The 25,455-nt window shown below is 44.7% G+C and carries 18 protein-coding genes; 16 read left to right on the top strand and 2 right to left on the bottom strand.

Translation table 11 applies throughout. The features are described 5' to 3' along the window. Positions 1-66: 66 nt before the first annotated feature. On the top strand, positions 67-798 hold the full coding sequence (locus EXT48_RS11770) for an Ig-like domain-containing protein (RefSeq protein ID WP_130164558.1): 732 nt from the start codon (positions 67-69) through the stop codon (positions 796-798). Positions 799-844: 46 nt separating this feature from the next. On the opposite strand, the gene EXT48_RS11765 is transcribed toward EXT48_RS11770, so the two are convergent. Continuing rightward, positions 845-1,735: a DMT family transporter gene (locus EXT48_RS11765; protein ID WP_130164557.1), complete on the bottom strand. Its 891-nt coding sequence runs from the start codon at positions 1,733-1,735 to the stop codon at positions 845-847. Positions 1,736-1,912: 177 nt separating this feature from the next. Here EXT48_RS11765 and metA point away from each other — a divergent pair, with 177 nt between their 5' ends. The 13 genes from metA (at position 1,913) to EXT48_RS11700 (ending at position 21,394) form a co-directional block, all read left to right on the top strand. After that, positions 1,913-2,860, top strand: a complete 948-nt coding sequence (gene metA / locus EXT48_RS11760) for a homoserine O-succinyltransferase (RefSeq protein ID WP_039491121.1) — start codon at positions 1,913-1,915, stop codon at positions 2,858-2,860. Further along, positions 2,850-3,929 carry a homocysteine S-methyltransferase family protein gene (locus tag EXT48_RS11755; protein ID WP_130164556.1) on the top strand — a complete coding sequence of 360 codons (1,080 nt, stop codon included), beginning with the start codon at positions 2,850-2,852 and terminating at the stop codon, positions 3,927-3,929. The genes metA and EXT48_RS11755 overlap by 11 nt, the downstream gene beginning before the upstream one ends. Before the next feature lie 9 nt (positions 3,930-3,938). Beyond that, complete coding sequence (metH, locus tag EXT48_RS11750; protein ID WP_130164555.1) at positions 3,939-6,566, top strand: methionine synthase; 2,628 nt, start codon at positions 3,939-3,941, stop codon at positions 6,564-6,566. A gap of 210 nt (positions 6,567-6,776) precedes the next feature. Further along, positions 6,777-7,661: a hypothetical protein gene (locus tag EXT48_RS11745; protein ID WP_130164554.1), complete on the top strand. Its 885-nt coding sequence runs from the start codon at positions 6,777-6,779 to the stop codon at positions 7,659-7,661. Continuing rightward, positions 7,661-9,529, top strand: a complete 1,869-nt coding sequence (locus EXT48_RS11740) for a GGDEF domain-containing protein (RefSeq protein WP_069022691.1) — start codon at positions 7,661-7,663, stop codon at positions 9,527-9,529. The genes EXT48_RS11745 and EXT48_RS11740 overlap by 1 nt, the downstream gene beginning before the upstream one ends. 76 nt (positions 9,530-9,605) lie before the next feature. Then, entirely contained in the window at positions 9,606-12,116 is a 2,511-nt protein-coding gene (gene hrpB / locus EXT48_RS11735) for an ATP-dependent helicase HrpB (protein WP_130164553.1), read from the top strand. A gap of 76 nt (positions 12,117-12,192) precedes the next feature. Further along, entirely contained in the window at positions 12,193-12,996 is an 804-nt protein-coding gene (locus EXT48_RS11730; protein WP_130164552.1) for an MBL fold metallo-hydrolase, read from the top strand. Between the two features lie 64 nt (positions 12,997-13,060). Then, positions 13,061-14,164, top strand: coding sequence for a hypothetical protein (locus EXT48_RS11725; protein ID WP_130164551.1), 1,104 nt, complete (start codon positions 13,061-13,063; stop codon positions 14,162-14,164). A gap of 174 nt (positions 14,165-14,338) precedes the next feature. Continuing rightward, on the top strand, positions 14,339-15,595 hold the full coding sequence (locus EXT48_RS11720) for an efflux RND transporter periplasmic adaptor subunit (protein WP_130164550.1): 1,257 nt from the start codon (positions 14,339-14,341) through the stop codon (positions 15,593-15,595). An 11-nt stretch (positions 15,596-15,606) separates the two neighbouring features. Further along, positions 15,607-16,329 (top strand): ABC transporter ATP-binding protein, encoded by a 723-nt coding sequence (locus EXT48_RS11715; RefSeq protein ID WP_045988311.1) that lies wholly within the window; start codon positions 15,607-15,609, stop codon positions 16,327-16,329. Continuing rightward, positions 16,329-18,755, top strand: coding sequence for an ABC transporter permease (locus tag EXT48_RS11710; protein ID WP_130164549.1), 2,427 nt, complete (start codon positions 16,329-16,331; stop codon positions 18,753-18,755). The genes EXT48_RS11715 and EXT48_RS11710 overlap by 1 nt, the downstream gene beginning before the upstream one ends. Positions 18,756-18,795: 40 nt before the next feature. Further along, a complete protein-coding gene (locus tag EXT48_RS11705; protein WP_130164548.1) occupies positions 18,796-20,130 on the top strand; it encodes a sigma-54 dependent transcriptional regulator in 1,335 nt (444 codons plus the stop codon). Next, complete coding sequence (locus EXT48_RS11700; protein WP_130164547.1) at positions 20,123-21,394, top strand: PAS domain-containing sensor histidine kinase; 1,272 nt, start codon at positions 20,123-20,125, stop codon at positions 21,392-21,394. The genes EXT48_RS11705 and EXT48_RS11700 overlap by 8 nt, the downstream gene beginning before the upstream one ends. Before the next feature lie 43 nt (positions 21,395-21,437). Here the strand turns inward: EXT48_RS11700 and EXT48_RS11695 are convergent, their stop codons facing one another. Then, complete coding sequence (locus tag EXT48_RS11695; RefSeq protein ID WP_130164546.1) at positions 21,438-22,892, bottom strand: hypothetical protein; 1,455 nt, start codon at positions 22,890-22,892, stop codon at positions 21,438-21,440. A gap of 237 nt (positions 22,893-23,129) precedes the next feature. Here EXT48_RS11695 and EXT48_RS11690 point away from each other — a divergent pair, with 237 nt between their 5' ends. Together EXT48_RS11690 and EXT48_RS11685 are read left to right on the top strand one after the other, a co-directional pair. Then, a complete protein-coding gene (locus tag EXT48_RS11690) occupies positions 23,130-24,503 on the top strand; it encodes an MATE family efflux transporter (RefSeq protein ID WP_130164545.1) in 1,374 nt (457 codons plus the stop codon). Next, the gene (locus EXT48_RS11685) at positions 24,487-25,452 is read left to right on the top strand and encodes a GyrI-like domain-containing protein (protein WP_130164544.1); all 966 of its coding nucleotides are present in this window, start codon (positions 24,487-24,489) and stop codon (positions 25,450-25,452) included. The genes EXT48_RS11690 and EXT48_RS11685 overlap by 17 nt, the downstream gene beginning before the upstream one ends. Positions 25,453-25,455: the final 3 nt, after the last annotated feature.

Below are 25,455 nucleotides of genomic sequence, written 5' to 3'. Positions count from 1 at the left end.
GTATGGTCTTGTTGCTAATTAAGGCCCAGCTGAAGAAGCTGGAAATCAATCCATAAGGAAATAAAAATGAAGTTAAATACAATGTGGCTAAAGTCACTTAGCGTCGGTGTCGCGTTATTTGCACCATTAGTGAGTGCCGCTCCTCAGCTTGATAAAGCCATATTTGAGTACAATGCTGGATTAAACATCCAAGAGGAATTTAATATCTTTGCCGATGGTAACGTGACTGATCCAAATTATCCAAATAGTGAGCTACGTATTCAATTGGATAGTAGCAAAAGCTACGATCAAATTGGCTTTTATGACAAAGTTTACACTACATACGGTCAGGCGGTTGCATACAACACATTAGACAGACGTTGGGTTAAATTTAAGGGTAAGGTGCTTTATTTTTCAGGCGAAGACAACGGTAACCAAAAGATAGATACGATTGCTTTTCGCATTGTTAATCCCGCTGGAGAAACATCGGAGTGGGGAGAGATCAGAGTTAGCTTAGACCAAGCGTTTGGTGGTAATTACGATGTGTATCCGAGTGATGACTCGGCACAAACCTTTGCTGGTCAATCTGTTGATGTGTACGTTAAAGATAACGATAGTGGCGTACCATATTATTATGGTGTTGAGATTTTTAGCTCACCAGCTAACGGTACAGTATCTGTTAACAGTGACTATTCCATTACCTACACACCAAAAGCAGGGTTCATTGGCCAGGATTCGTTCCAATATCGCATTAAGGGTAACAACCTTTATGATATTACAAGCGCGCCAGCGACAGTTTCTATTTCGGTAGCAAATTAACCCCAAACTCAGGTCAATATGCACACATATTAAGTGTGTATATTGGCTATCCTTTTAGCAATAAAAATACTCCAGCCAAAGCAATTAGGCCTCCAAACATCATAGACTTAGTAATAGCTTCTCTGCGCAGTAGTCCAATCGTCATGACCATGAGCGGTGCCGTTGCAAAGATGGTTTGTGCGATAGCGGGATCAGTATGATTAACGGAAATCAACTGTAGCCAAAGGCCAATAAAGGTGCCAAAAAACACTGCAACGAATAACCAGTTTTTACCGTCGATTTTTTTAAGTGTGAGTGCTTTAAACAGGCTTTGTGATTTCAAGTAAGCAACAATAAAGGCCACAAATAGGGTGCCGGATCCCAAGCGGATAAGTGCCGCCCACAAACTACTAATGCTTTCGTTATTTAGCGCACCTTTGGACAGTACCATACCCGCAGCTTGGCAAATGGCAGCCGTGAGTGCAAAGCAGACTCCCAAGAGATAATGTTTTTTGTCTAGCACTGGCTGGCTTCTACTTGGCTTAATCGCCAGCATTACACCAACGGTTGTCACTGCAATGCCGAGCCAAGCGGATGCGCTGAGATAAACACCAAGAAGTACAATATTTAAGATCCCCGCGATGGCAGGTGCAAGACTTTCAATAACCAAAGTGCGAGCAGGACCTATATTTCTGAGTGCGGCAAAGTAAGCGCTGTCACCAATCGCTATGCCCAGTATCCCACTGGCTATCAGCCAGCCCCAGCTCGAGAGTAAGGTCGGATACATAGCATCACCTGCGATGAGCAAACACAAGATCATCAAAGCAGAAGCGATGACGCCTTTGCTGACGTTCAACTCAAATGGACTAAGGTGATGGCTAAATCGTTTATACAGTATAGTTGAGCCAGCCCATACCCCAGCCGCCGCAATCGCTGCCGCTTCGCCAATACCAATCATAAATATCAAGTTTCATGTGTTTATTAATATGGTGGCAAGTATACATAAATTGAAATAGTCAGTGAGAGGTGAGGCATTAAATTATTATTATAAATGTTTAGACGTCCATACATCTAGAGGTTGAATTTTTCCAGTTTTTGTCCATAATAATGCCATTCGATTAGTCTGGAGCAGCGCATGCCAATCACCGTCACCGACGAACTCCCAGCCATTGCCCAATTGCGTCATGAAAATGTGTTCGTGATGCCACAAAGTCGTGCATCAACGCAAGAGATCCGCCCAATGCGGCTCGCGATATTAAACTTGATGCCGAATAAGGTGGAGACTGAGGTGCAATTTATCCGATTACTGGCAAATACCCCTTTGCAGGTGAATGTTGATTTGTTGCGACTAGACACCCACCGCAGCTCTGAAAACTCAGAACAACATCTAGATATGTTTTATCGCTATTTTTCGGATGTAAAAGAGCAAAATTATGATGCTTTGATAGTCACCGGTGCGCCGCTGGCGCATCTTGAATATGACGATGTGGTGTATTGGCAGGAATTACAGGCGTTTTTTGATTGGGCTGAGCACCATGTTACTTCAACTCTGTTTTCTTGTTGGGCCGCACATGCCGGTTTGTATCACCATTATGGGTTAAAGCGAGCACTAAAAAATGACAAACTGTGTGGCGTATTTAAGCACCACTGTTATTTTGACCACGGGGCGCTCACTCGCGGCTTTGATGATGAGTTTTTGGTGCCACACTCACGTTATGGCCACATCGACATCGATAAAATTAATGCGTGTAAAGACCTAGTGGTGTTAGCAGGCTCTGAAAAAGTGGGCGCTTACTTAATTAAAAATCACTCAGGTAGCCAAGTATACATTACCGGTCATCCTGAATACGACGCCGATACGCTACAAAAAGAATATCTTCGCGATTGTGAAAAGATGGCCAACGCACCGCAGCCTGAGAACTATTTTCCTGAGAATGACACCAGCAAACGTCCATCTAAAACATGGCAAAGCCATGCATTCTTGTTATTCTCAAATTGGTTAAACTACTATGTTTACCAAACCACACCTTATGATATTAACTTAGTTAGCCAAGATGTAAGGACTAACAATTATGCCGAATAATGTAGCCGTAAACGGTGAGCAAATAGCAGAGCAGCTTAAGCAAGCAATGCAGCAACGTATTCTGATCTTAGATGGTGCAATGGGAACCATGATCCAAAAGCACAAATTAGAAGAAGAAGACTATCGCGGTGAGCGCTTTAAAGATTGGCATGTCCTTATTAAAGGCAACAACGATCTGCTAAGTTTGACGCAGCCTGAGATAATCAAACAGATCCATCGCGATTATCTAGCTGCTGGCGCGGATATCATTGAAACCAATACTTTTAATGCTACCACCATCTCGATGGAAGATTATGATATGGCAAGCCTAAGTCGTGAGATTAATCTTGAATCGGCGAAGCTTGCACGTGCGGTATGTGATGAATTTACCGCCAAAGATCCTAGCAAGCCTCGCTATGTGGCTGGTGTGCTTGGTCCAACGTCAAAAACTTGTTCGATTTCTCCAGATGTAAACGACCCTGGTTTTCGCAATATCACTTTTGACAAATTGGTTGCAGCCTATGTTGAATCAACGCTTGCTCTTATCGAGGGCGGTGCTCACCTTATTTTGATTGAAACTATTTTTGATACGCTCAATGCCAAAGCCGCGTCTTACGGTGTAGAAGAAGCGTTCGAGCAAGCGGGAGTCACTCTGCCTGTTATGATCTCGGGCACGATCACCGACGCTTCCGGTCGCACGCTATCAGGGCAAACCACCGAGGCGTTTTATAACTCTATTCGCCATATTAAGCCAATCTCTATCGGCCTCAACTGCGCATTGGGCCCCGATTTATTAAGACAGTATGTAGAAGAGCTGTCACGCGTTTGTGAGACCTTTACCTCTGTGCATCCAAACGCAGGGCTTCCTAACGAGTTTGGTGAATACGACCTAGAAGCCGACGACATGGCAAAAGAGATTATCGATTGGGGCAATGAAGGGTTTATCAATATTGTTGGCGGCTGCTGTGGCACCACGCCTGAACATATTCGCGCCTTCGCGAGAGGCCTTGAGCAAACCCAGCCGCGTAGCTTGCCTAACATCGAAGTGCGGATGCGTTTGGCAGGTCTTGAAGCCTGTAACTTAAATTAGGAATTCACCATGACACAAACAGCAGTATTTACCAATGTCGGTGAACGTACCAATGTAACGGGATCGGCAAAATTTAAGCGCTTAATTTTAGAAGAAGATTACGAAACCGCGCTGGATGTTGCCAGAGAGCAGGTTGAAAGCGGCGCGCAAGTGATCGATATCAACATGGATGAAGCCATGTTGGACTCAAAAGCTGCGATGGTGAAGTTTCTTAATCTGATAGCGTCAGAGCCGGATATTTCTAAAGTCCCCATCATGGTCGACTCGTCTAAATGGGAAGTCATTGAAGCGGGTCTGAAATGTATTCAAGGTAAAGCCATTGTAAACTCAATCTCCTTAAAAGAGGGTGAGGCACCATTTATCCACCAAGCCAAAATCATCAAGCGCTTTGGTGCTGCTGTGGTGGTGATGGCATTTGATGAAGTTGGTCAAGCGGAAACCGCAGAGCGAAAGTTTGAGATCTGTCAGCGTTCTTACAAAATCTTGGTTGACGAGCTTGGGTTTCCGCCAGAAGACATTATTTTTGACCCTAATATTTTTGCGGTCGCTACGGGTATCGAAGAGCATGATAACTATGCCGTAGAATTTATTGAGGGCACGCGCAGAATTAAGCAAAACCTGCCGCACTGTAAAGTGTCAGGGGGCGTATCGAACGTTTCTTTCTCTTTTCGTGGTAACAACCCGGTGCGTGAAGCGATCCACTCTGTGTTTCTTTACCATGCGATTAAAGCGGGCATGGATATGGGGATCGTCAATGCGGGTCAGTTAGCCGTGTATGACGATATTCCAAAAGAGCTCCGTGATGCCGTTGAGGATGTGATCCTCAATGCCGACGCTGGTGCTGGCGAACGATTGGTTGAGATCGCGCCTAAATACTCGGGCATGGCGCAAGCCGAAAAACAGGAAGATTTAGAGTGGCGTTCTTGGCCAGTTGAAAAACGCTTGGAGCACGCCTTAGTTAAAGGGATCACCGAGTTTATCGACGAGGATACCGAGGCCTGTCGCCAACAGTTTGATAAGCCAATTCAAGTGATTGAAGGGCCTCTGATGGATGGCATGAACGTGGTTGGCGACTTGTTTGGCGCGGGCAAAATGTTCCTGCCTCAAGTGGTGAAATCTGCTCGAGTGATGAAGCGCGCGGTTGCCTATCTAGACCCTTACATTGAGGCCGAAAAAGAAGAAGGCTCTAGTAACGGTAAAGTGATCATGGCCACGGTTAAGGGCGATGTACACGACATTGGTAAAAACATCGTGGGCGTGGTATTGCAATGTAATAACTACGAAGTCGTGGACTTGGGTGTGATGGTGCCGGCAGAGAAAATTCTGCAAACGGCCATTGACGAAAACGCTGATGTTATTGGTCTGTCTGGCCTTATTACGCCTTCCCTTGATGAAATGGTGCATGTTGCAAAAGAAATGACACGTCGCGGCTTTGATATTCCTCTACTCATTGGTGGTGCAACCACATCGAAAGCGCATACGGCGGTTAAAATTGAACCTCAGTACGACAAAGGTGTGATCTACGTCAATAACGCCAGTCGTGCGGTTGGTGTGGTATCTAGCCTGCTAAGTAAAACCCAAAAGCCAGAGTTTTTAGCAAAAACCGCAGACGAATACGTCAAAGTTCGAGAGCAGCAAGCGCGCAAAAAGCCACGTTCAAAACCGGTTACCTTGGCGCGTGCTCGCGATAATGCGGTAAAACTTGATTGGCAAAGCTACACGCCACCGGTCCCAAGTAAATTAGGGATCACTGAATTTAAAGACGTGAGCATTAAAACACTACGCGATTATATCGACTGGACGCCATTTTTTATGACCTGGTCATTGGCCGGTAAATATCCACGTATTCTACAAGACGAAGTGGTTGGTGAAGAGGCGCAAAAACTGTTTCATGATGCCAATGCCATGTTAGATCAGTTAGAAAAAGAGGGTACTTTGCAGCCACTGGGTGTGATTGGGTTGTTCCCTGCTAACCGCGTCGGTGATGATATTGAAATTTATACCGATGAGTCGCGCAGCGAAGTCTTGGTTACGTCATGTCAGTTACGTCAGCAAACCGAAAAAACCGATTTCCCTAACTATTGTTTGTCGGATTATGTTGCACCTAAAGGCACGCCTGATTATTTTGGTGCATTTGCCGTTACTGGTGGTCTTGAAGAAGATGACTTAGCGGACGCATTTGATGCCAAGCAAGATGATTACAACAAGATCATGATTAAAGCGGTCGCAGATCGCTTAGCCGAGGCATTTGCTGAATACTTACATGAGCAAGTGCGTAAAGTGCACTGGGGATTTGCGGCGGATGAAGCGCTAAGTAACGAAGAACTTATCCGTGAAAACTATCAAGGGATCCGTCCAGCGCCAGGCTATCCAGCGTGCCCTGAACACACCGAGAAACAAAAAATTTGGCAGTTGTTAGATGTCGAAAACCGTATCGGTATGAAGCTGACTAGCTCATACGCCATGTGGCCGGGAGCAGCGGTGTCGGGTTGGTATTTCTCACATCCAGATTCTAAGTACTTTGCCGTTGCGAGTATTCAAAGAGACCAAGTAGAAGATTATGCCGCGCGTCAAGCGATGTCGCTAGAAGAAGCAGAGCGTTGGCTTGGTCCTAACTTAGGATATGAACCCGCATAATAGCCGAATTGAAGCCTAGCTTAACTTAATCTAAGACGAAGTTAAGCTGGGTTTTTTGTTGCCTTCACTTTGTGAGTTTTAACGCTTATTTGCGGGCTGATAAATTTCAAATCCAAATTCATTAGAATATGTTGTTTAGTGGTTAACAGAGCGCGCTAAATTCAAGTATACTGAATTGAATAACTGTTAATAATAAGGCTTTACTCAACAATGAAGATGAAGTGGCTGTTTTCACTCCTTTTTATTTCCAATCTCTGTTGGGGGAGCAATCAGCTGGTTGTTGATATTATCAGTAGCGAAAATTTCAGTCAGCGTTATGAGCACTTTCTTGCTGGTCGTGACGTCTTAGACGTTGAGTCTTTCTTTCCTACCACCAAAGGTTCTCATATTGAAATCATCGAAATGGTACTATTACAGCAGGCCCTGTTTCTAGGTGGTGAAACACGTAAAGTCGTATTTAATCCAAAACCATCGGTTAATATTCTAGAGTTTTCTGATCTGATCGCTGGGGAAAGCTTAATCCTTGCTCGCAGTGTTTGGCATGAAAATATCGTGGACTATCGCGGCTCATTATTTATCTCAGATCCGCTTGTTGAAGTAGGAGATTACGAAGCAGGGCTTTACGTCACCAAGCGTAACGTCGCACTGCAGCAAACGCCGCTTTCACAGCTTCGGCAGCTGAATGTTGTTTCTAACCCGCAATGGGAAGTGGATTGGCGTGCCTTGATGAATACAGACTTACACATGGTGAGTTTTATTGGCCCGTGGGAAACCATGTTGGCAATGGTAGAAAGCGATGTCGTTGACACTATGTTGATTAATTTTAGCGTGAGTGATTCTTTAACTCTAAATTTTGAAGGTAAAGAATATGTCCCAATCGAAAATATTAAGGTTGTCTTGCCAGACTCTCGGCATTTTGTCGTCAGTAAAAACCATCCTGAAGGCGTGCAAATATTTGCGGCACTCAATCGTGGGTTAAAAATACTTAAACGACGAGGCGTGCTAAAACGGGCGTTGACAGAATCTGGCTTTATCAACAAAAAAGTGGCGAATTGGCAGGTGGCTAACGCTGAAATGCTGGTGGGAGGAGACTAATGCAGCCAGCTGTGGTATCGCTTTGCATATTGGTAAGTGCGCTAATTACATTTTGTGGTTTTGCTTACGAATCATCGGAACAAATACAGCGCAATTTAAATGCGCTACAAATGTCGGCTGAACAAGATTATGACTTGTCTTTATTACCGGACATCAGAGCGCTGCGAGAACAAGCGCGTGCACAAGGTAATAAGCCGCTGCAAATCAAAGCATTACTGTTAGAAGGTAGCATAGTTCAACACTTTGGTGAGTTTGAGGATGGTTTGGACTTGCACCAACAAGCATTGCAGTTGGCCGAAGCCGATAACAATACATTTTTAAAGGCAAACACCTATCTCGCCATCGCTCACCTTGATATTGACTTAGAGAGCTATGAGTTAGCACAGCGTTATTTAGATAAAGCCTCATTGCTGGCTGAGCAAATTGATGATAATGCCCAGATAAAAGCCGATATCAGTTTATGGCAGTCGCGCTTGAATATGGATAAGGGTGCTTATCGTTTAGCGCTCAAGTCTTCTTTCGTACCAGAGATTTCAGGTATTCGACAGGAGACACTCGCGCAGTTAAAGCTGACGCGTTCGTGGGCTCATTTACAGCTCGGTGAATATTTACCAGCTAAACAAATTCTAGATGAGTTAGACAATGCAGGTTATTTGGTTCAAAACCAAAGAATGCGGATTATGGCAGCGGTGCAGCGTGCCAGAGTCGCTTTACAAAGTGGTGATTTTGCAGTTTCAATTGATTTAGCTCAGGCAGGGCTGAGAGATACACTCGGCACACGTTTTTTACTTTTTCAATCTCAGTTGCAATGGATACTGGCTTCAGCCTATGCCCAGCTTGGAGACTATCAGCAAGCGCATCGTTATTTAAAACGCTATGCCGTTACTGAGCAGTCACTGAATTTGCAAAAGCGTAATAACAAACTACTTAAGCTAGAAGCGCAATATTCTCTCGCACAACAAAAGCAGGCGCTTAATGAGCTTGAGCGAGACAATGCCCAGCAGGCAAAGCAGATTATGGCGCATCAGCAACAGATAGAAAACGCAAGATTAAGTCAGCAGCGTTGGTTGTTGATAGCCTTGCTTGCATTTACCTTGTTGCTGGTTTTTTATTGGCGCTGGCAGAATCGTCGATACACTAAGCTGTTAGAGAGTCAGGTTGCGCAGCGGACCGAGGAACTGGCGGAGCGAAACAAACGTTTGCAAACCCTCAGTTTCACCGATAGCTTAACCGGGCTGAGTAATCGACATCACTTTTTTAGCGTCATTGATGGCACCATTGAAGTATACAAACAAAGATGGCAAACACCTGAATTACAACAAAATACCGATCTGATTTTTGTGATTATTGATATCGATCACTTTAAAAATATCAATGATAGTTTTGGTCATGCAGCAGGAGATATCGTGCTGCAAGATTTTGCTGAAATCCTTAAGCAATGCACACGTGAGTCAGATATTATAGTGCGCTGGGGTGGGGAAGAGTTTCTGCTGGTGATGCCAGATATGGACAGGGCGGCTGCGCACGAAGTGACAGAGCGGATCCGTCGCCAAGTGGAGAGCTATCCATTTGTGGTGAACGATCAATCTATCAACTGTACTTGCTCAATCGGTTTTGCTCCATTCCCGTTTGATCCAACGCAACCAGATAAGCTTAGCTGGGAGCATGTGTTGGAGTTAGCCGACGGTGGTTTATATCTAGCGAAGGAATCTCATCGTAATGCTTGGGTTGGTGTCCACACTGGAGACGAGGAAGTGCAAAGTCCGGCAGAGCACATGGTGCAAAATTTACGCTCATACTTACAAGCTGGCAAATTAAAAACGTGGTCAAATCTATCCGATCTTATTTATGCTTGTAATACCCGATAAGCGAATTCGGCTGTTTGGAGACATCCAGTTTAGGTGTATCATATTGAGCAAGATAGAATAATAAAGCGTTATAGTTTTGCTGCCGATTGAAGCCTTCATCCCCGAGATTATTTCCACCTTAACCAATGATAACCGTCTGGTATTACAGGCCGAACCCGGCGCAGGTAAATCGACCTTAGTGCCGCTACGTTTACTGCAAGCTGATATTTTTTCAGGTAAAAAAATAATTATGCTTGAGCCACGTCGTGTGGCGGCAAAATCTATTGCAACCTATTTAGCCAAACAGCTGGGAGAATCGGTCGGCGAGCGAGTAGGCTATCAAATTCGAAACGAGCAACGTGTTTCATCCAACACCCGCTTGGAAATCGTCACCGAAGGCGTGTTGACTCGCCGTCTTCAAGCGGATCCTGAACTCAGTGATGTTGCACTTATTATTTTCGATGAATTTCATGAGCGTTCGATTCATGCGGATTTAGCTTTAATGCTCTCGTTTGAAGTGCAACAAGCATATCGCGATGACCTCAAATTGCTAGTGATGTCCGCCACCATAGACACTGAGCTATTATCGAATTATCTGGATGGCGCACCAAGGTTATCTTGCCCTGGTAAAACCTATCCTGTTGAAATTGAATATATCGGTAAAGCGAGTCGTTACTTGGCGGATCATGTGTTAAGTGCGCTGCGCCATGCTTTCACTCTACAAAGCGATGGCGATGTATTGGTATTTCTCCCCGGGCAGGCTGATATTCAGCGCTGCATTCAGGCGTGCCAAGTGCTTGACCAAAGTAATATTGAGCTTCTGCCTTTGTACGGCGGATTACCCTTATCTGAACAAGAAAAGGTGCTGAGTAAAAGCGCCAGCGCATCCAGACGTGTTATTTTTTCGACCAATATTGCTGAGACCAGTTTGACCATAGCAGGGATCACTATGGTTATAGATTCTGGCCTTGAAAAACGCTTGAATTATGACGTTAAAAGCGGTCTCTCGCGGCTCGATACGGTGATGATCTCAAAGGCGTCAGCAACACAACGTGCAGGGCGTGCGGGTCGTCTACAAGCGGGCCATTGTTTACGTCTTTGGCGCGAAAGTGAGCATCATAATTTAAGTGATTTTCAGCCAGAAGAAATAACCACCACTGACCTTTCTGACTTAGCGTTAGAGCTAAGCGCGTGGGGAGTGACACAATACAAGGACGCGAATTGGCTAACACCGCCACCGATGCAACATTTTTCGGTGGCCTGTCAATTGAATCAGTCGCTTGGCTTGGTCGATGCACAGAATAAAGTGTTAAGTGCTGGGCAACGTGCACTACAACTAGGCGTTTCGCCTCGTCTCGCCAGCATGTTGCTGCGATGTGAGACGCTAATTTCGCAACAACTTGCTTGTTTTTTGGCGGCAATATTGAGCGAGCGCGATATTGTAGTACAAGCCAACACAAGCGATATATGTGAGCGAGTATTGGCGTTGATTGAGTTTGTTCAAGACCGTACCCGTGCCGCCAAAGCATATCGTTTGCACAGAGCTGCCACAGAGCAGGCCGTAAAATTGGCCAAATCATTTGCACACAAACTGGGAGTTAAGCTCAAGAATGAAGCAATCACCCTTGTAGATATTCAAACCTTAGTGCCTACTTTATTGCTTCATGCCTTTCCTGACAGAGCTGCGCAAAAACGTCCTCAAGGGGATAACCGCTACTTGCTTGCAAATGGTCGGGGAGTAACATTACGTGAAGGCGATCCGCTGCAAGGTCAGGCCTACTTGATCGTTTGTGACGTGGATGGCAAAAATAAGGATGGCTTGGTATTTCTAAGCTGCGCAATCGAAAAGGGCACATTACTAGAGCAACTGGCGCCATACTTGAGTGAAGTGATGCAGTATCAACTGGATAGTAAAAAAGAAACGGTTCAGGGACGTCAACAAGTTAAATATCATGCTCTGGTATTAAAAGAGCAAAATCTGAGTCAAATTCCCAAAGAAGCGTTTGCCCAATGTGTGAAGGATATTCTCACATCGGAAGGGCTTGGTCTGCTCAGTTGGTCGGCAAAAAGTCACGCTTGGCTCGCTCGAGCTAAATGGTTAAGTGAGCACTTGAATACCTTCCCACAGATATCTGAGTCAAGTTTGATAGCGCAGCTTGATACTTGGTTATTGCCCTATTTGACGGGCGTAAACACTATCAAACAACTGAAGCAACTGGATATTTTTAACCTGCTTCAAGCGACACTCACTTGGGAGCAGCAACAGCAACTCGAAGCGCAAGCACCTGAGTTTTATGTTACGCCAAGCGATAAGCGAGTCGCGATCCGCTACGATGAGCACCAAGGGCCAACCGTTTCTGTGGTGTTACAAGAAATGTTTGGTCAATTGACGTCGCCAACGCTCGGCAATGGTCAAGTCGCAGTGCGATTTGAGCTGTTATCTCCAGCGAAAAGGCCAATCCAAACCACCAGTGATTTAAGCAACTTTTGGCAAACTTCTTATTTTGAGGTGGCCAAAGAGATGCGTGGTCGATATCCAAAACACCGATGGCCAGATAAACCGCTTGAGGAAAAGCCTGGCCGCTCCATAAAACCGAGAGGAAAGTAGGCTGGTGGAGCAATAGGCTTGTAAAGAAGTCATAATGGCTATAACGTGAACAGTCTAATGTAGAAAGGAGTGTGAAATGCGGTCTATTACGGGGTTCATCTTATTGGGCTTAATTGTTGCTCAGCCAACTTATAGCGGTGAGTTTGAAGTGCTTTATCAATCTGACACAGCAAAAGTCGTTAGAGATAAAAGTTACGGCACAAACATTGGGATCTTTGCAACGAAAAGGGGAGTGGTGATCATTGACCCCACAGCTGAAGATGCGGATTTGCCAAAGCTCAATGATTTGATACAGAATAGCTTTCAGACCGAGAAAAAATACCTGCTAAATACGCATAGTCATTCGGATCATACTGGTGGTAATGCTTTTTTCCAACAGCAAGGTTTTACACTTATTGAGAGCCCGCAAGGGTTAAAGGAGCTCGGGGTGATAAAGCATACTCAAGCCGTTTCACATACCGCAAATGACAACATTCTCTATCACCCCACGAGCAATACTTTGTTTACCGGAGACATTTACACTACAAACTGGCATCCAACATTTTATGCTGGGGGCTTAACGGGTTTTAATAAAGCGGTCGATTTGATTTTGTCGATTGGCGATCAAAATACGCTGATTGTGCCAGGTCATGGCAAACCCACATCGAAAAGTGAACTCGAACAACATAGAATTCAAACATTCGCTTGGGTTGAGCGGGTTAAGATTCTGAATCAGGCGGGTAAGTCGGTTGAGCAAATAAAGAACGATGCTAAGATCAAGCGCTTATTAGCGCAGTTTAATCTTGAAGGGCGACAACCCTTTCTTCCAGAACGAGCGCTTACCCGTTTTATTGAGCGGACATTATCTGTGGTAGCTCATTATCCAGAAAACCACAATTAAAATCAGTTTTAGTTAAGCTTTGTTCATCAATACTAAACCTTTAGCATTCTAGGTGTGTATGTAGATGGTCTGGGCTAAAATAGGTAAATTTGTATTACTTACTATCTTGGTGGTATTAAGTTGGTCATCAGCTTTCAATCTCACCATGACGGAGTTCATTGATGGAGCGCTGCTACAATCTTCACTCGTCTATGCTTCAGCACGTACGGTCAATGGCGCAATTTCTTTGCTGCAATCTGCCGAGGTTGGGATTGGTGTTGCAAGCATTCAGCCTGCGCAGCTACTCGACCCTATCAATGATTTAGCCGAATATATTTCTGATGTGATGCAATTAGCCATTGGCTCTTTGTTTATCCAACGTATTCTCTACACTATTTCTACTCATATATTATTCAGTGTTGCTTTTACCGTCACCGTAATTGGATATTTCGTGTGCTGCTATCTAGGACTTTGGCAAACGGTAAGGACTAAAATATTAGCCACGATGCTACTGATCCGTTTTGTGGTTCCCTTTGTAATTCTATCGACGGGTCTCACTAGCCAACTGTTACTGGACCAAGAAATAAATAAACAAAGTGAAGTGGTGTCGAGCAGTGTTGACCTCTTTCAATCTCAAGCAACAAAGACCAGCACGCAAAGTGCAAAAATAAAGGCTCAAATCACCAGTCAAAAGCAAAGCCATAGTGAGCAAATAGCGCTATTGACGAAACAACAGATCCAACTTCATGGTGAAGCTACCGAGCTACATGCTGAAATTACCGCTTTAGAAGGTGATATTAAAGCGGCTCAAGCGAACCGAAGTTTATCCGAGTGGCTAACATTTACCAAAAGTGAAGAGGCTAAGCCACTGATTGAAAAGCAACAGCGATTGGCCAGCGATAAAACAAAACTCGACACGCAAATAGCGCTTATCAATAGAGAAAAAGACCAACATCAACACGCAATCGAAAAGCTCAATGAGCAGCTTCACGGTAGCAATGAGGGGACGCTAAGCCGAGCAATTAAAGCGGTTTCTAGTGGTATTAGCGATATGCTCGACGCTGCTGAGTCACTCTTTATCGACTTCTTAAACGTGGTATCGCTTTTGGTACTGAAGTTAGTATTGATGCCGCTGTTATTTTTCTATTTGGCGAGTAAAACCTTTAAAGCAATTTGGCGAATTAAATAGGCTATCTAAACCAGTTGTTCTTTGCTGAGCGGCAGGTTTCCCATAACTGATATTACACAGTCCCAAGTTAGGGAAAGTTCATACAGGCGAATTATTTTAACTTTATAAAAATCAATAGGTTAAATTTGGCCTGAATATCGTATTACCGTATAAAAATAATAACATGGTAATTCGATGGATATTCACACTAGCCTTGCCAAAACGGCTAAAAAGCCATTTCGTCGGTGGTGGCTGTTAACGACCCTTATTGTGCTCGCTGCAATGGGCGTATGGATGGTGCCTCACGACCAGCAAATAGATGCTGAAATGCTTAAATTTGCCACTGTTCAATCCGGACCGATACAGTTTAGTGTTAAAGGCTATGGCCGATTACGTTCAAAGATCAGTAGAGAGATCACAACCGCATTTGCAGCGCAAGTTGAAACCGTACTGCATCTTCCAGGCAGCAGGGTAGCGCCAGACACCGTTATTTTACAGTTAACCAATCCTGAGTTAACTCAGCAACTCCACCGAGAAAGACTGGTACTCGCTAGGCAAAAAGCCAATGTTGAAGCATTAAGGCTAAGCCAAGAAAGTGAGCGACTTGTATTGAAAGGGCAAAATACTCTACTCAGCAGTGAGCTTGAAAATGCCAAATTGCGAGAGCAGGCTGAACGCCAACTAGTCACCCAAGGCATAGTTTCAAGCTTAGATCATCAGCGCTCAATCTTAACGGTCGCTCAGTTAAGTGAGCGAGTAAAGCTCGCTCAGCAGCAGCTTAGCCAAACCAGTGCATTACATAAGCAAAGAATTGAGATTGAGCTAGAGCTATTAAAAGAATATGAGCTGAGCTATCAGGTCGCGCTTCAGGCGGTGGAGCAATTACAAGTCACTGCGGGGATCAGCGGCATGTTGCAGCAAGTACATGTCAGTCAAGGTCAAGCAATTACACGCGGAGAGGCGCTAGCCGTGGTGGGCAGTGAGCGAACTTTGGTAGCCGATTTACTGGTGCCAGAGCGAGAAGCAAGCGAGATTATCTTAGGTCAACGAGCGCTAGTAGACACCTTTGTTGGTCAGGTTGAGGCTAAGGTTAGCCGCATTGTGCCCATAGTACAAGACGGGCGTATTGCGATAGAACTGACATTACTTGGGGAGCTGCCAAGCAATGCTCGCCCACTTTTGACTGTTGAAGGGCAAATTTTTACAGCAAAAAAGACCGCCGCACTTTCACTGATTAAGCCACCGCGTGCAACTCCACAATCTCAGAGTCAATTATTTGTTTTAGATAAACAAAACAACATGCTTATCAAAAAAAGTTTTAAGTTTGGTAAACTAGCCGGCAATGCCATAGAAGTACTCGAAGGCGGTTTATCCGGTGAGCAAGTGGTGGTGTCAGAAATGTCTGATTACCAGCACCTAGAAAAAATAACAATTAAATCACTCAATCGGTAAAGGAAGAACAAATGGACAAGACAATTTTGGCATTACATCAAGTGAGTAAAGTGTTCTTTGGCGAGGATGTTGAAACTCACGCCATTAGCAACATTAACCTTGAAATTGAAAGGGGCGATTACGTTGCGATAACTGGTCCTTCAGGATCGGGAAAATCCACTCTATTGAGCATTCTTGGACTATTAGATGACATCACTTCAGGCAGCTATCGCATCCAAGATATAGAAACCAGTACGCTAGATGCAGACACGCAAGCAGAGCTGCGTAATTTGCACATCGGTTTTGTCTTTCAGTCATTTAATCTACTCGATGGGTTAACAGTATTTGATAATGTGGCTTTACCGCTTCAATATCGTGAGCCTGCGCTTGCGACTGACGAAATTGAGCGCCGTGTGATGGGCGCACTTAAGCAAGTTGAAATGTCTCACCGAGCAAAACATAAACCAAACCAACTATCTGGTGGGCAACAACAGCGAGTGGCTATTGCGCGTGCGCTTGCAGGCGAGCCAAGTATCTTATTAGTTGATGAACCAACTGGAAACCTCGATTCTAAAAATGGTGATGCGGTAATGGCCTTGCTGGGGGAGTTGAATAGGCAAGGCACAACCATTTGCATGGTGACGCACGATATTCGCTATGCAGGTTATGCCAAGCGGCAAATTCAGCTTTTAGATGGGGTACAGGTTTCATCAAGCGTTGCAAAACGCGATATTTGTACTGCGGAGGTGGTGTAATGGGGTTTTTGCAACTTCGGCGTCAATTAGGGCTGGCAATCAAAAGTTTGCTTCAAGTACCGAATTTTTGTATCACGCTAGTACTGACGTTGGCACTCGCGTTAAGCTGCTTTTTTGTCGCATTGAGTCTGTTTAGTGGCTTTTTTATTAAGCCGCTTGAGATTGAAAATGAATCGCGATTTGTGGTGGTAGAACAAAAAAACGTATACCAAGACAGGGCGTCTGAAGGGCTGCAAAGCTTTCAAAATATGCTGAACTGGTATCAGAACCCCTCCATGTATGAAAAACGAGCTTTGATCAGTAGCTTTTCCGATGTGGTTGAAAATCTAGCTGGCAAGCCAAAGCTTACGCTGACTTTTGCAAGTTCGGATTATTTTAGTATGGTGAAAATGCCGCTAGCACTGGGACGATACCTAACACCAACGAAAAGCATTAGCCAGAAAAATCCAGAGGTCATTATTTCCTTTCAACTTTGGCAACAATACTTCAATGGTGATGACAATGTGCTTGGGGAGAGTCTGCGGATTGTTGGCAGACTGTACACCATCGTCGGTGTTGCTGCACGTACGCATGTTGATCCTTACTTTTTAAGTGAAGGAAATGGGGCGCTGTGGCTTAGTTTTTCTGAAGATGAGCGATTTTTTGGTGATCAGCGCGGCGAGTATCATCCTTGGAGTAGCAGACTAAACAACTTGAAGTTACTGGCGATACTACCAGCCAATAGTGGTCTGGATACCCTCGCAGAGCAGCTATATCAAAATGCTCAACTGCACCAAAGCGAATGGAAATCGGCTGACGAAGCGTTACTTGATATTGAACCTATAGTACGTTCGTACCGTGACGTAGAACTGGCGGGACATGACAAGCTTGCCATTATCGTGTTGTTGAGTGTGTCATGCTTGGTACTCATCGCAATTTTTAATGTGAGTAATTTGTTTATCTCTCGAGCTCACACCATCCAACAGCAACTGGCCTTACAAGCAATGCTCGGCGCGAAGCGTAAGCTGTTGTTTCGTGGCATTTTACTAGAAGCGCTGTTATTGGTGTCAGGCGCTGTGCTGGTGGGGTTATTTATCGCCGCGTGGGAGCTGAGGTTAGTTAAATCGCTCACCAGTGGTTATTTGCCGCTGATTGACACTTTAACCTTAGATACCACAGTGCTGTTCAGTGCTATCCTAACCGTACTGTTATTAGCTTTATTGTTTGCGTTTGTCACCTCACGCATGATTGATTTTAGCCAACTTAAACAAAGCATGCAGTCGTCTGGTAAAGGCAGCGTAAAAGCGGTACGCATAGCGACGACAAAAACACTGGTTGCGGTACAGCTGTTTTTTACCACTGTGTTGGTGCTTGGGGCGACCTTAGTGCTATGTAAAAGCGCCGATACCTTGCTTAGACCGCTCGGAACAAAGTTGGACAATATGTATAGCGTGATGCTACATATTCCCGCAGATCCCACTCCATTTCCCGCGCGTTACGCCAATATTGAAAGATTCAAACTCGCGCTGACTAACATTCCGGGCGTGTTAGGCGTCGCCCATGGAGAAAGTCCATTACAAAGCGATGTCCCTGTGGTTGCTATGCAAGATATGGCGGGTGAATGGACACCGAGCATGGTTAGAGGTAACGTTGGGCCGGATTATTTTGCATTAACTGGGCTTGAGCTCGTTGCCGGACGCACTTTTAGCGAAGCTGCAATTCGAGGCGAAAAGGAAGAGGCTATTGTTTCTTGGGCTGCGGCACAGGCGTTAAAGCCAGGCGGTGATGTGATTGGTGAAACGTATTTTATTTTTAACCCAGATGTACCTGCTGAAATCGTAGGAATTTCAAAAAACTTCAATCACCCTAAACGTCATCATGAACTTCAAGGTAAAACCGTTTGGCTACCCGCGCTGCCTTTGGGATATCCATTTATGATAGAAATGGAACCGGGAGCATCACTTACTCGCGCTCAGATCCAAAATGCCATCAGTGCCGTGAATGGTCAGGCGGGAATATGGCGTTTTTCAAACTTAACAAAGACATATCAGAGCATTACCTATTTGGAGCGCCTGACTTTACTGCTAAGCTTTGCGCTTTGTGGTTTTTGTTTGTTGTTATCTGGGGTGGGCATTTACGGTGTGCTTAACTATAGCTTTCAACAAAGACGCTACGAGTTTGGGATGCGAATGGCACTTGGTGCCAAACGACACCGCTTATATCGGTTGTTATTGTCAGATACCATCGCACCCATGCTGGTGGCGATGTTGGCTGCCATTATGGTTGTTGCGGGATTTTATATGAGTGTTTCGTCAGATTGGTTGTTGGCAAAATCCAGTTGGTTGTTTGTAGTGATTGTTACCATGTTGGCTTTTGCGTTAGCCACGGCGATTTACCCAATGAGACAGTTAATAAACTCGACACCAATGCGAGCATTAAAACATTAAAGTTTGGGCGTAAGCCCAAACAGAATATAAGTAGGAAGTGATGACGCCAGTTTTAATCATCGACGACAACCCTGACGTACGAATGTCAGCCACCATAGTGCTACAAAGTCATGGTTTTATGAGTCTTGAAGCTGCACACCCAGATGAAGCCAAGGCTATGTTATCAGAGCAGCCCGTTGCGCTTATTTTGCTTGATATGAACTTCAATAGAGATACAACCTCAGGAAAAGAAGGGCTGCAATTTCTTAGTTGGTTGAGACAAGCGCAAATAAGTGTGCCTGTGGTTGTTATTACCGCGTGGGCCAAAGTTGAACTTGCGGTCCAAGCAATGCAGTTGGGCGCATGTGACCTCATTGAAAAACCTTGGCACAACCTGCGGCTGCTGAACACCGTTAGACGCTACACCAAAAGTGCTGAAGCACTATCGTCATCACATGAACCACACGCAGACAATAACGCAACCTCTCAGTTATTTCAGCAAGCTCAGCGCGTTGCAAAAACCAATGCCAACGTGCTTATTCTGGGAGAAAATGGCTGCGGAAAAAGTCAGTTGGCTAAATATATTCATGATAATAGCGGTCGCTCTGAGCACGCTTTTGTGAGCGTGAATATGGCCGCTATTCCAACGGAATTATTTGAAAGTGAGTTATTTGGCCATTGCAAAGGCGCATTCACCGATGCAAAGGCAAATCGCATTGGGCGGTTTGAAATGGCTGAAAATGGCACTTTGTTTTTAGATGAAATCGGCAGCTTGCCGTTGCCACTTCAGGGCAAGCTATTACGCGTGCTCGAAACGGGTGAATATGAAGTCGTGGGAGATTCTGAAACGCGTCGCAGTAATGCGCGGATTGTTTCTGCCACTAATACGGATTTGTCAGAAGCGATTAACGCTGGGCAGTTTCGTCAGGACTTACTTTATCGCTTAAATACGGTGGTGCTAAAGGTACCGCCACTGAGAGCAAGATTAGCAGAGCTCCCAAGCTTAGCGGCCCATTTTTTAGCAAAGCACACTAGGCGCCATGGTAATGATACCGGACGGGAGCGCACGCTAACTGCAGAGGCGCTAGACAAATTATTGAGTTACAGCTGGCCTGGTAATATTCGTGAGCTATCTCATGTCATTGAACGGGCCGTGATCTTAGGACTTCAGCCTGAGATAACTGCGGATGATATTGAGCTTGAGGAAGGTGTACCAGAGCAAGAGCTCCCACTTTTGAGCCTTGAAGAAGCCGAAAAACGCATGATTGCAAGAGCGATCCGCCATTTCGATGGTAATGTAGTGGCCGCTGGAGAGTTTTTGGGCTTGAGTAAATCTGCAATTTATCGACGCCTAGAAAAGCATGATATTAGCCCAAAGGCAGAGCTTGATGGCTAAGTTGGCATCACTTGAGCACAAGTTACTTGTTGGCTTTGCGATACCTATAATTACACTTGCTATGCTCGCGCTTGGGATGATCTACTATTTTGAGCTTACGCTGTTAAGTGCAATCACTTTGTTGCTCGGTGTGATGCTCCCCTCTGTATTCGCACTGAGCTACGGCTATCGGGCAGTAATGCAGGTGCTTGAAAGTTTGGCTGTTCAGTTGGACGGTGTAACCAATGAAGAGTTTGGTGTATGGCAGTTAGCGCAATACCGCAAGGGTCGGGTTGAATTGCTCAAGGCTGAGCTCAAAGAAGCTGCCAAGCGATTACAGCAAAAGCGTCAAGAATATGGTCAGAATGAAGCTTTTGTATTTAATTTTATTAGCGAACTCACTCTGCCAATAGTGGTACTTGATGCGCATCATCATGTGTATTTTGCTAATCATGCCATGAATACCGTGTATCCAGAGGAGGTGTTACATGGTGCACATGTGAAAGCACTGGCGCTTCAGTATGTGGATGAACAATGGCAGCATACGCAGCACATCTCTCGATTTAGCATTGCAGCTCATAAACTATATCGGGGGCAGCGGGTCTATCAATTACTGGTGTTTTTCTCAGTAGAGCAAGCGCTGCGAGATAATGAAAAGCAGGTATGGCAAAAGCTACTATCGGTACTCAATCATGAGGTGCGAAACACCTTAACTCCGGTCTACTCAATGGCGCAATCTCTACAACAAGATGGCAATATCATTTCACCTGAGATGCAGCAAACTATGCTCGGGGTAATAGAAAGTCGTGCAGCTCATTTACAGCAATTTGTTGCAAACTACGCACAAGTAGCGCAGCTTCCACCCGTTGATATGCAAAACATTGAGGTAGAGTTGCTGGTATCGCGCTGGCAAGCTTTATTTCCCGGTGTTGAGATAAAGGCGCTTAATAAGGGCTTGGTCTATTGTGATGAAGATCAGCTAACGCAGGCTATGATCAACCTTGTCAATAATGCTGAGCAAGCAAATCAATCTGCGGGGAATGATGGCATAACGCTAACCCTAGATAAACCAAAAAATTGGCGCTTTACCCTAGAAGATAACGGCGCTGGTATCGCCAATCCAGATAACCTTTTCGTACCATTTTATTCCACTAAACCAAATGGCTCAGGTATCGGCTTGGTGTTGAGCAGGGAGCTTATTCGTATTCAGCAAGGGGAGTTGCATTTAGCGAATTTACCGGACAATAAAGGGGCTCAAGCTGTGGTTACTTTGCTTTCGCGTTAATAATAAGTGGTGATAACTTGGTCGTTATCACCACTTGGCAGGTCTAGTCGTTGAGTGTTTTTTTAATGAACAAACCTGCCATAGAGATATCGGTAGAATGTGTCATGGGCGCATTCTCAAGTCCCACAGCGCTTAACACGCCATTTTGAATGGTTAAATCCTGGAAACTGGCGGAACGTGCTGTGCTAGTGGTTTCAACAGCAATATCGGCTAGGTTTTCAAGGTTGATTTTCCCAATAAACGCCTTGCTATGTTCAACCCAGCTATTTGTGTCCACTTGTACACCACCAGTATGGCCGTACACAAATAATGTGTCGTTGCTGATCTTTACTCCACGTAGCACATCTTCTTTATCTAAGTCATACCAATAACGCTCGGCAGCCCTTTCACCATGGTAAACTTTTACTAAGCCAATATCCCATTCGCTTGAATATCTTGTTTTACCCGTTTTGCTGCGGCGTGCCGATACACCAACAAATACACTGTCTTGATGTACTTGAACATCCTCAACTAACGATGAGTCAGTGTCACTGATAAATTGTTCATTGAGTTGTTCACCGTCTACATTAAAGGTTTTTACAATCATGTGCATCGCACTTTGCTCTGTGTTATTGGGTATCGGATGGTTGGTTGAAAACTTATGATTGTAGGCAGGAATTGCATCAGTACTAATATTTTGCACTGTGTATAAAAATCCGTTCTCAGAGAGCGCCATTTCAATTGCTTCAGACGCACGCGAACTGTTAGCCCAGTAACGAATATCGATCAGCTTTTGCCACTTAAGTTGGAGGTTTACGTCGTATTTCGCAATCTTTTGACCTCCGTTGTTATAACTGACGTACAAGTTGTTGTCATGGCAGGAGAATTTTACATTGTTAAAGCGCCACCATGTAATGCTAGTTTGCGTATATGGAATCTCGCTCAATGGATTGTCTGTCGGAATAATAGTGAATGGCTTTTTAAGCCAAGCACTCTTATCAGCTGGGATATCATATTTAACGTCCATTGATAACGCCTTCATTTCAGCACTTTGTAGCAAAGTACCAGAGCCATCGTAGCGTTCAAGTTGTACACTGAACCGATCAGTATCTTCACGTTTAAATCGGCCTATGACGTATTCTCCTGAGTCAAAAACACAGGCATCAACAAATCCTTCTTGCGTTTGTTCATATTGATAAGTTTGGCCATCTAGGTTCGTGATCGCATAAAAACCTTCTTTATTACCCAGTTCTTCAACACTTGATGTTTCTCCGAGCACTAATAGTTTGTTGTCTTTTAAGTTGAAGACGCGCTCCAAAGTCGTGGTGTAACCCAAGTCGCTCGAGTAAACATGATTGTTTTGGTCCAGTGCTGTGATATTGAGTTTGTTTTCTGTGGGAGTGGGTGGTGGCGTGACCGTTTTGGGTGGTGGTGCTTGGTCTTTTGAGTCAGTTGAAGAGCCACCGCAACCAGTTAATAGGGTAATAGTTGCAACTGCAATAGTTAATCCTAAACGCATAGTAAAATCCTTTCAAAAGTGAATCAAAGAAGTAGAGGTTACAAAATATACTAACTTAGGAACAAAATAGAGTTGTAAAAGAATGTTATCGTTGCGGGATTTTTTGTTATGCCAGTTTTTGTGCGTTAATTTCATCAACTTCGCAATATTTGAATATTTATCTTTGTTTGGAATTTGTAACCTCTCCAGATAAGTAGTTTTACCTTGCCATATTATGGCTACTGAGGATTAGTTTACATGAAAGATAAAAATCAATTAGGGCTCGTGCAGCTCGCTGAGATGCCCATATTAGCGCTGTTTATTCGAACCTGTATTCCCATTTGCATCGGTTTACTCGTTGTGGGTTTATATGCCTTGGTCGACGGCTGGTTTATTAGTCGCTATGTGTCAGAGATGGCATTTGGCGCGGTGGCCATGGTTTACCCACTGCAAGTGTTAATGATAGCGCTAACCGCTATGGTATCTGCAGGTATGGCGGCCACTATGACAAGATTAATCGGAGCAAAGCAAGTAGATAAAGCCGCGGAGGTTATCGGTCATGGACTGATAATTGGCGGTATAGTTAGCGTGGTATTCTTGGTACTTGGTTGGCTTTATCCACTTGAACTCTTATCACTTTTGCAAGTGGAAGCGGTTTTTGTAAAGGATGCGCTTAGCTACATACAGCCGTTATATCTTTGTGCCATTACCGGGGTTTTATTACCCATTGTGGCTGATATGTTCCGTGGTCAGGGTAAACCGCAGTTGATGATGCTGTTGTTATTAGTCTCGGCTGTGCTCAATATACTGCTTGATTATCTATTTATCGCGCAATTTGGTTTGGGGGTTGCAGGTGCAGCATATGCGACAATCGCAGCGCAATTGGGGACATTGATTATTGCGCTTCAGCTCAAAAGAAAGCGTAGTGACTTGCTTGCGGTTAAGGTGTGTTGGAAACCTCGTGCTTGGCTACCGATCCTCGCAATCGGTATGCCTATCTTGATCACGCAATTTTGCCTTGGCGTGCAAACTGCGGTGGTTAACTGGCAGCTGTTGTCTTTTGCAAACGAAAATTGGGTAGTCGCCCACGGCATGCTGGGACGTATTATTAATTTCGCAATTCTACCCGCGATTGCAATGTTGATCGCATTTCAAACTATTGTCGGCTATAACTTAGCGGCAGGACATAGTGGGCGAGTAAGAGCGTGTACGCGTGTTGCTTTTTTAGGTATGACAGGATTTGCGCTGTTATTGACGCTAGGGTTGATGGGATTGCCGAGGCTATGGCTGAGCCTGTTTACCGAAGCGAGTGAATTTCTCGAAATAGGAGAGCGCGTTTTTCGCTCAGCACTTTGGGGGATGCCGCTGTTTGGTGTGGTAATTTTAGCGTCTGGATTTTATCAAGCGAAAGGTGATGCCAAACGCGCTTGTTTTTACAGTGCCTTGAAGGTGATGTTTATTCTAGTTCCATTAATCGTTATTGCGCCACACTATTTTGGCTTAAATGGTGTATTTATGGCACTTGTGGGAGCTGATTTTATAGCGGCAGGGTTAACACTTATACTGTGTTGGCGACACTATCAACAAGCTAAGAGCCAATCGGGAGAGATACAGCTTGCATCAATCAACTGAGCAAAAGTTAAGCGCTGAAGAGGTATATTTAGGGCGGTTACAGCCTGTCATTGAATGGGTGCATAGCAATCCAAGTTCGCCGCTTTCGTTACAGCAAGCGGCGAGCCTGAGCCATTTTTCTAAGTTTCATTTCCAGCGCATTTTTGCAGCTGTGATTGGTGAGTCTTTGAGCCAGTACACTAATCGCGTGAGGTTGGAGCGCGCGGCCAATATGCTGTTGCTAGCCGAAGAGTACAGTGTGACAGATATTGCGCTACAGTTTGGTTTTTCTGGTAGCGCAAACTTTTCGCGAGCGTTTAAAGAGCACTTTGGTGTGACTCCTTCAAGTGTGCGAAAAACAGAACAACTACGTAAGCTGGTGGCAAACAATAACTTTGAGCCGGCCCTTAACACGACACAACTTACCCGGATACACGCATTAAGAGCTGAGCGACACAGTGTTATTCAGCCGGTTAAATTACACTCTATTTCACAGCTATCCTTATGTACATTACGCGCGTCACAAGGCTACCAATTGCAAGGAATTAGCGCCTGTTGGCAGCAGCTTGCAGCGTGGGCTAGTGCACATGGACTGGATTATAGCCAAGTACAAAAGTTTGGTTTTGGTCATGATAATCCCGTTTTTACGCCACTAGATAAAGCGCGTTACGATGGCGCAATTGTGATTAACGATGAATTAAAATCTGCGGTGACTCGGCCATATCAACTCAATGTGCTCAGTGCGGGAATATACGCAATTTTTGACTACCGTGGAGCAATTAAAGACTTGTTGAGTTTCCAATTAGATATTTTCGCAAAGTGGCTGCCACAAAGCGGGTACGAGCCAGAAGATGCGCCCTTAATAGAACATTATCCTGAAGTAATTTCACAAGAAAATGGAGGCTCGCCAAGTGAAAAGGTGATTGCGCTGGAAATTTGGTTAAAGGTCAAGCCGCTAAAATTCAAATAAAAT

Origin of the sequence: Pseudoalteromonas sp. CO348 (assembly GCF_004208845.1) — a bacterium.
GTDB classification, from domain to species: domain Bacteria; phylum Pseudomonadota; class Gammaproteobacteria; order Enterobacterales; family Alteromonadaceae; genus Pseudoalteromonas; species Pseudoalteromonas maricaloris.
Note: the sequence above shows the minus strand (reverse complement) of the source record. Positions and strands in the feature narration are given on the sequence as shown.

What these genes read in the sequence shown, in the direction of transcription:
- EXT48_RS11770 (WP_130164558.1), top strand. Translation starts at nt 67, where the DNA reads ATGAAGTTAAATACAATGTGGCTAAAGTCACTTAGCGTCGGTGTCGCG.
- EXT48_RS11765 (WP_130164557.1), bottom strand. Translation starts at nt 1,735, where the DNA reads ATGATTGGTATTGGCGAAGCGGCAGCGATTGCGGCGGCTGGGGTATGG.
- metA (WP_039491121.1), top strand. Translation starts at nt 1,913, where the DNA reads ATGCCAATCACCGTCACCGACGAACTCCCAGCCATTGCCCAATTGCGT.
- EXT48_RS11755 (WP_130164556.1), top strand. Translation starts at nt 2,850, where the DNA reads ATGCCGAATAATGTAGCCGTAAACGGTGAGCAAATAGCAGAGCAGCTT.
- metH (WP_130164555.1), top strand. Translation starts at nt 3,939, where the DNA reads ATGACACAAACAGCAGTATTTACCAATGTCGGTGAACGTACCAATGTA.
- EXT48_RS11745 (WP_130164554.1), top strand. Translation starts at nt 6,777, where the DNA reads ATGAAGATGAAGTGGCTGTTTTCACTCCTTTTTATTTCCAATCTCTGT.
- EXT48_RS11740 (WP_069022691.1), top strand. Translation starts at nt 7,661, where the DNA reads ATGCAGCCAGCTGTGGTATCGCTTTGCATATTGGTAAGTGCGCTAATT.
- EXT48_RS11730 (WP_130164552.1), top strand. Translation starts at nt 12,193, where the DNA reads ATGCGGTCTATTACGGGGTTCATCTTATTGGGCTTAATTGTTGCTCAG.
- EXT48_RS11725 (WP_130164551.1), top strand. Translation starts at nt 13,061, where the DNA reads ATGGTCTGGGCTAAAATAGGTAAATTTGTATTACTTACTATCTTGGTG.
- EXT48_RS11720 (WP_130164550.1), top strand. Translation starts at nt 14,339, where the DNA reads ATGGATATTCACACTAGCCTTGCCAAAACGGCTAAAAAGCCATTTCGT.
- EXT48_RS11715 (WP_045988311.1), top strand. Translation starts at nt 15,607, where the DNA reads ATGGACAAGACAATTTTGGCATTACATCAAGTGAGTAAAGTGTTCTTT.
- EXT48_RS11710 (WP_130164549.1), top strand. Translation starts at nt 16,329, where the DNA reads ATGGGGTTTTTGCAACTTCGGCGTCAATTAGGGCTGGCAATCAAAAGT.
- EXT48_RS11705 (WP_130164548.1), top strand. Translation starts at nt 18,796, where the DNA reads ATGACGCCAGTTTTAATCATCGACGACAACCCTGACGTACGAATGTCA.
- EXT48_RS11700 (WP_130164547.1), top strand. Translation starts at nt 20,123, where the DNA reads ATGGCTAAGTTGGCATCACTTGAGCACAAGTTACTTGTTGGCTTTGCG.
- EXT48_RS11695 (WP_130164546.1), bottom strand. Translation starts at nt 22,892, where the DNA reads ATGCGTTTAGGATTAACTATTGCAGTTGCAACTATTACCCTATTAACT.
- EXT48_RS11690 (WP_130164545.1), top strand. Translation starts at nt 23,130, where the DNA reads ATGAAAGATAAAAATCAATTAGGGCTCGTGCAGCTCGCTGAGATGCCC.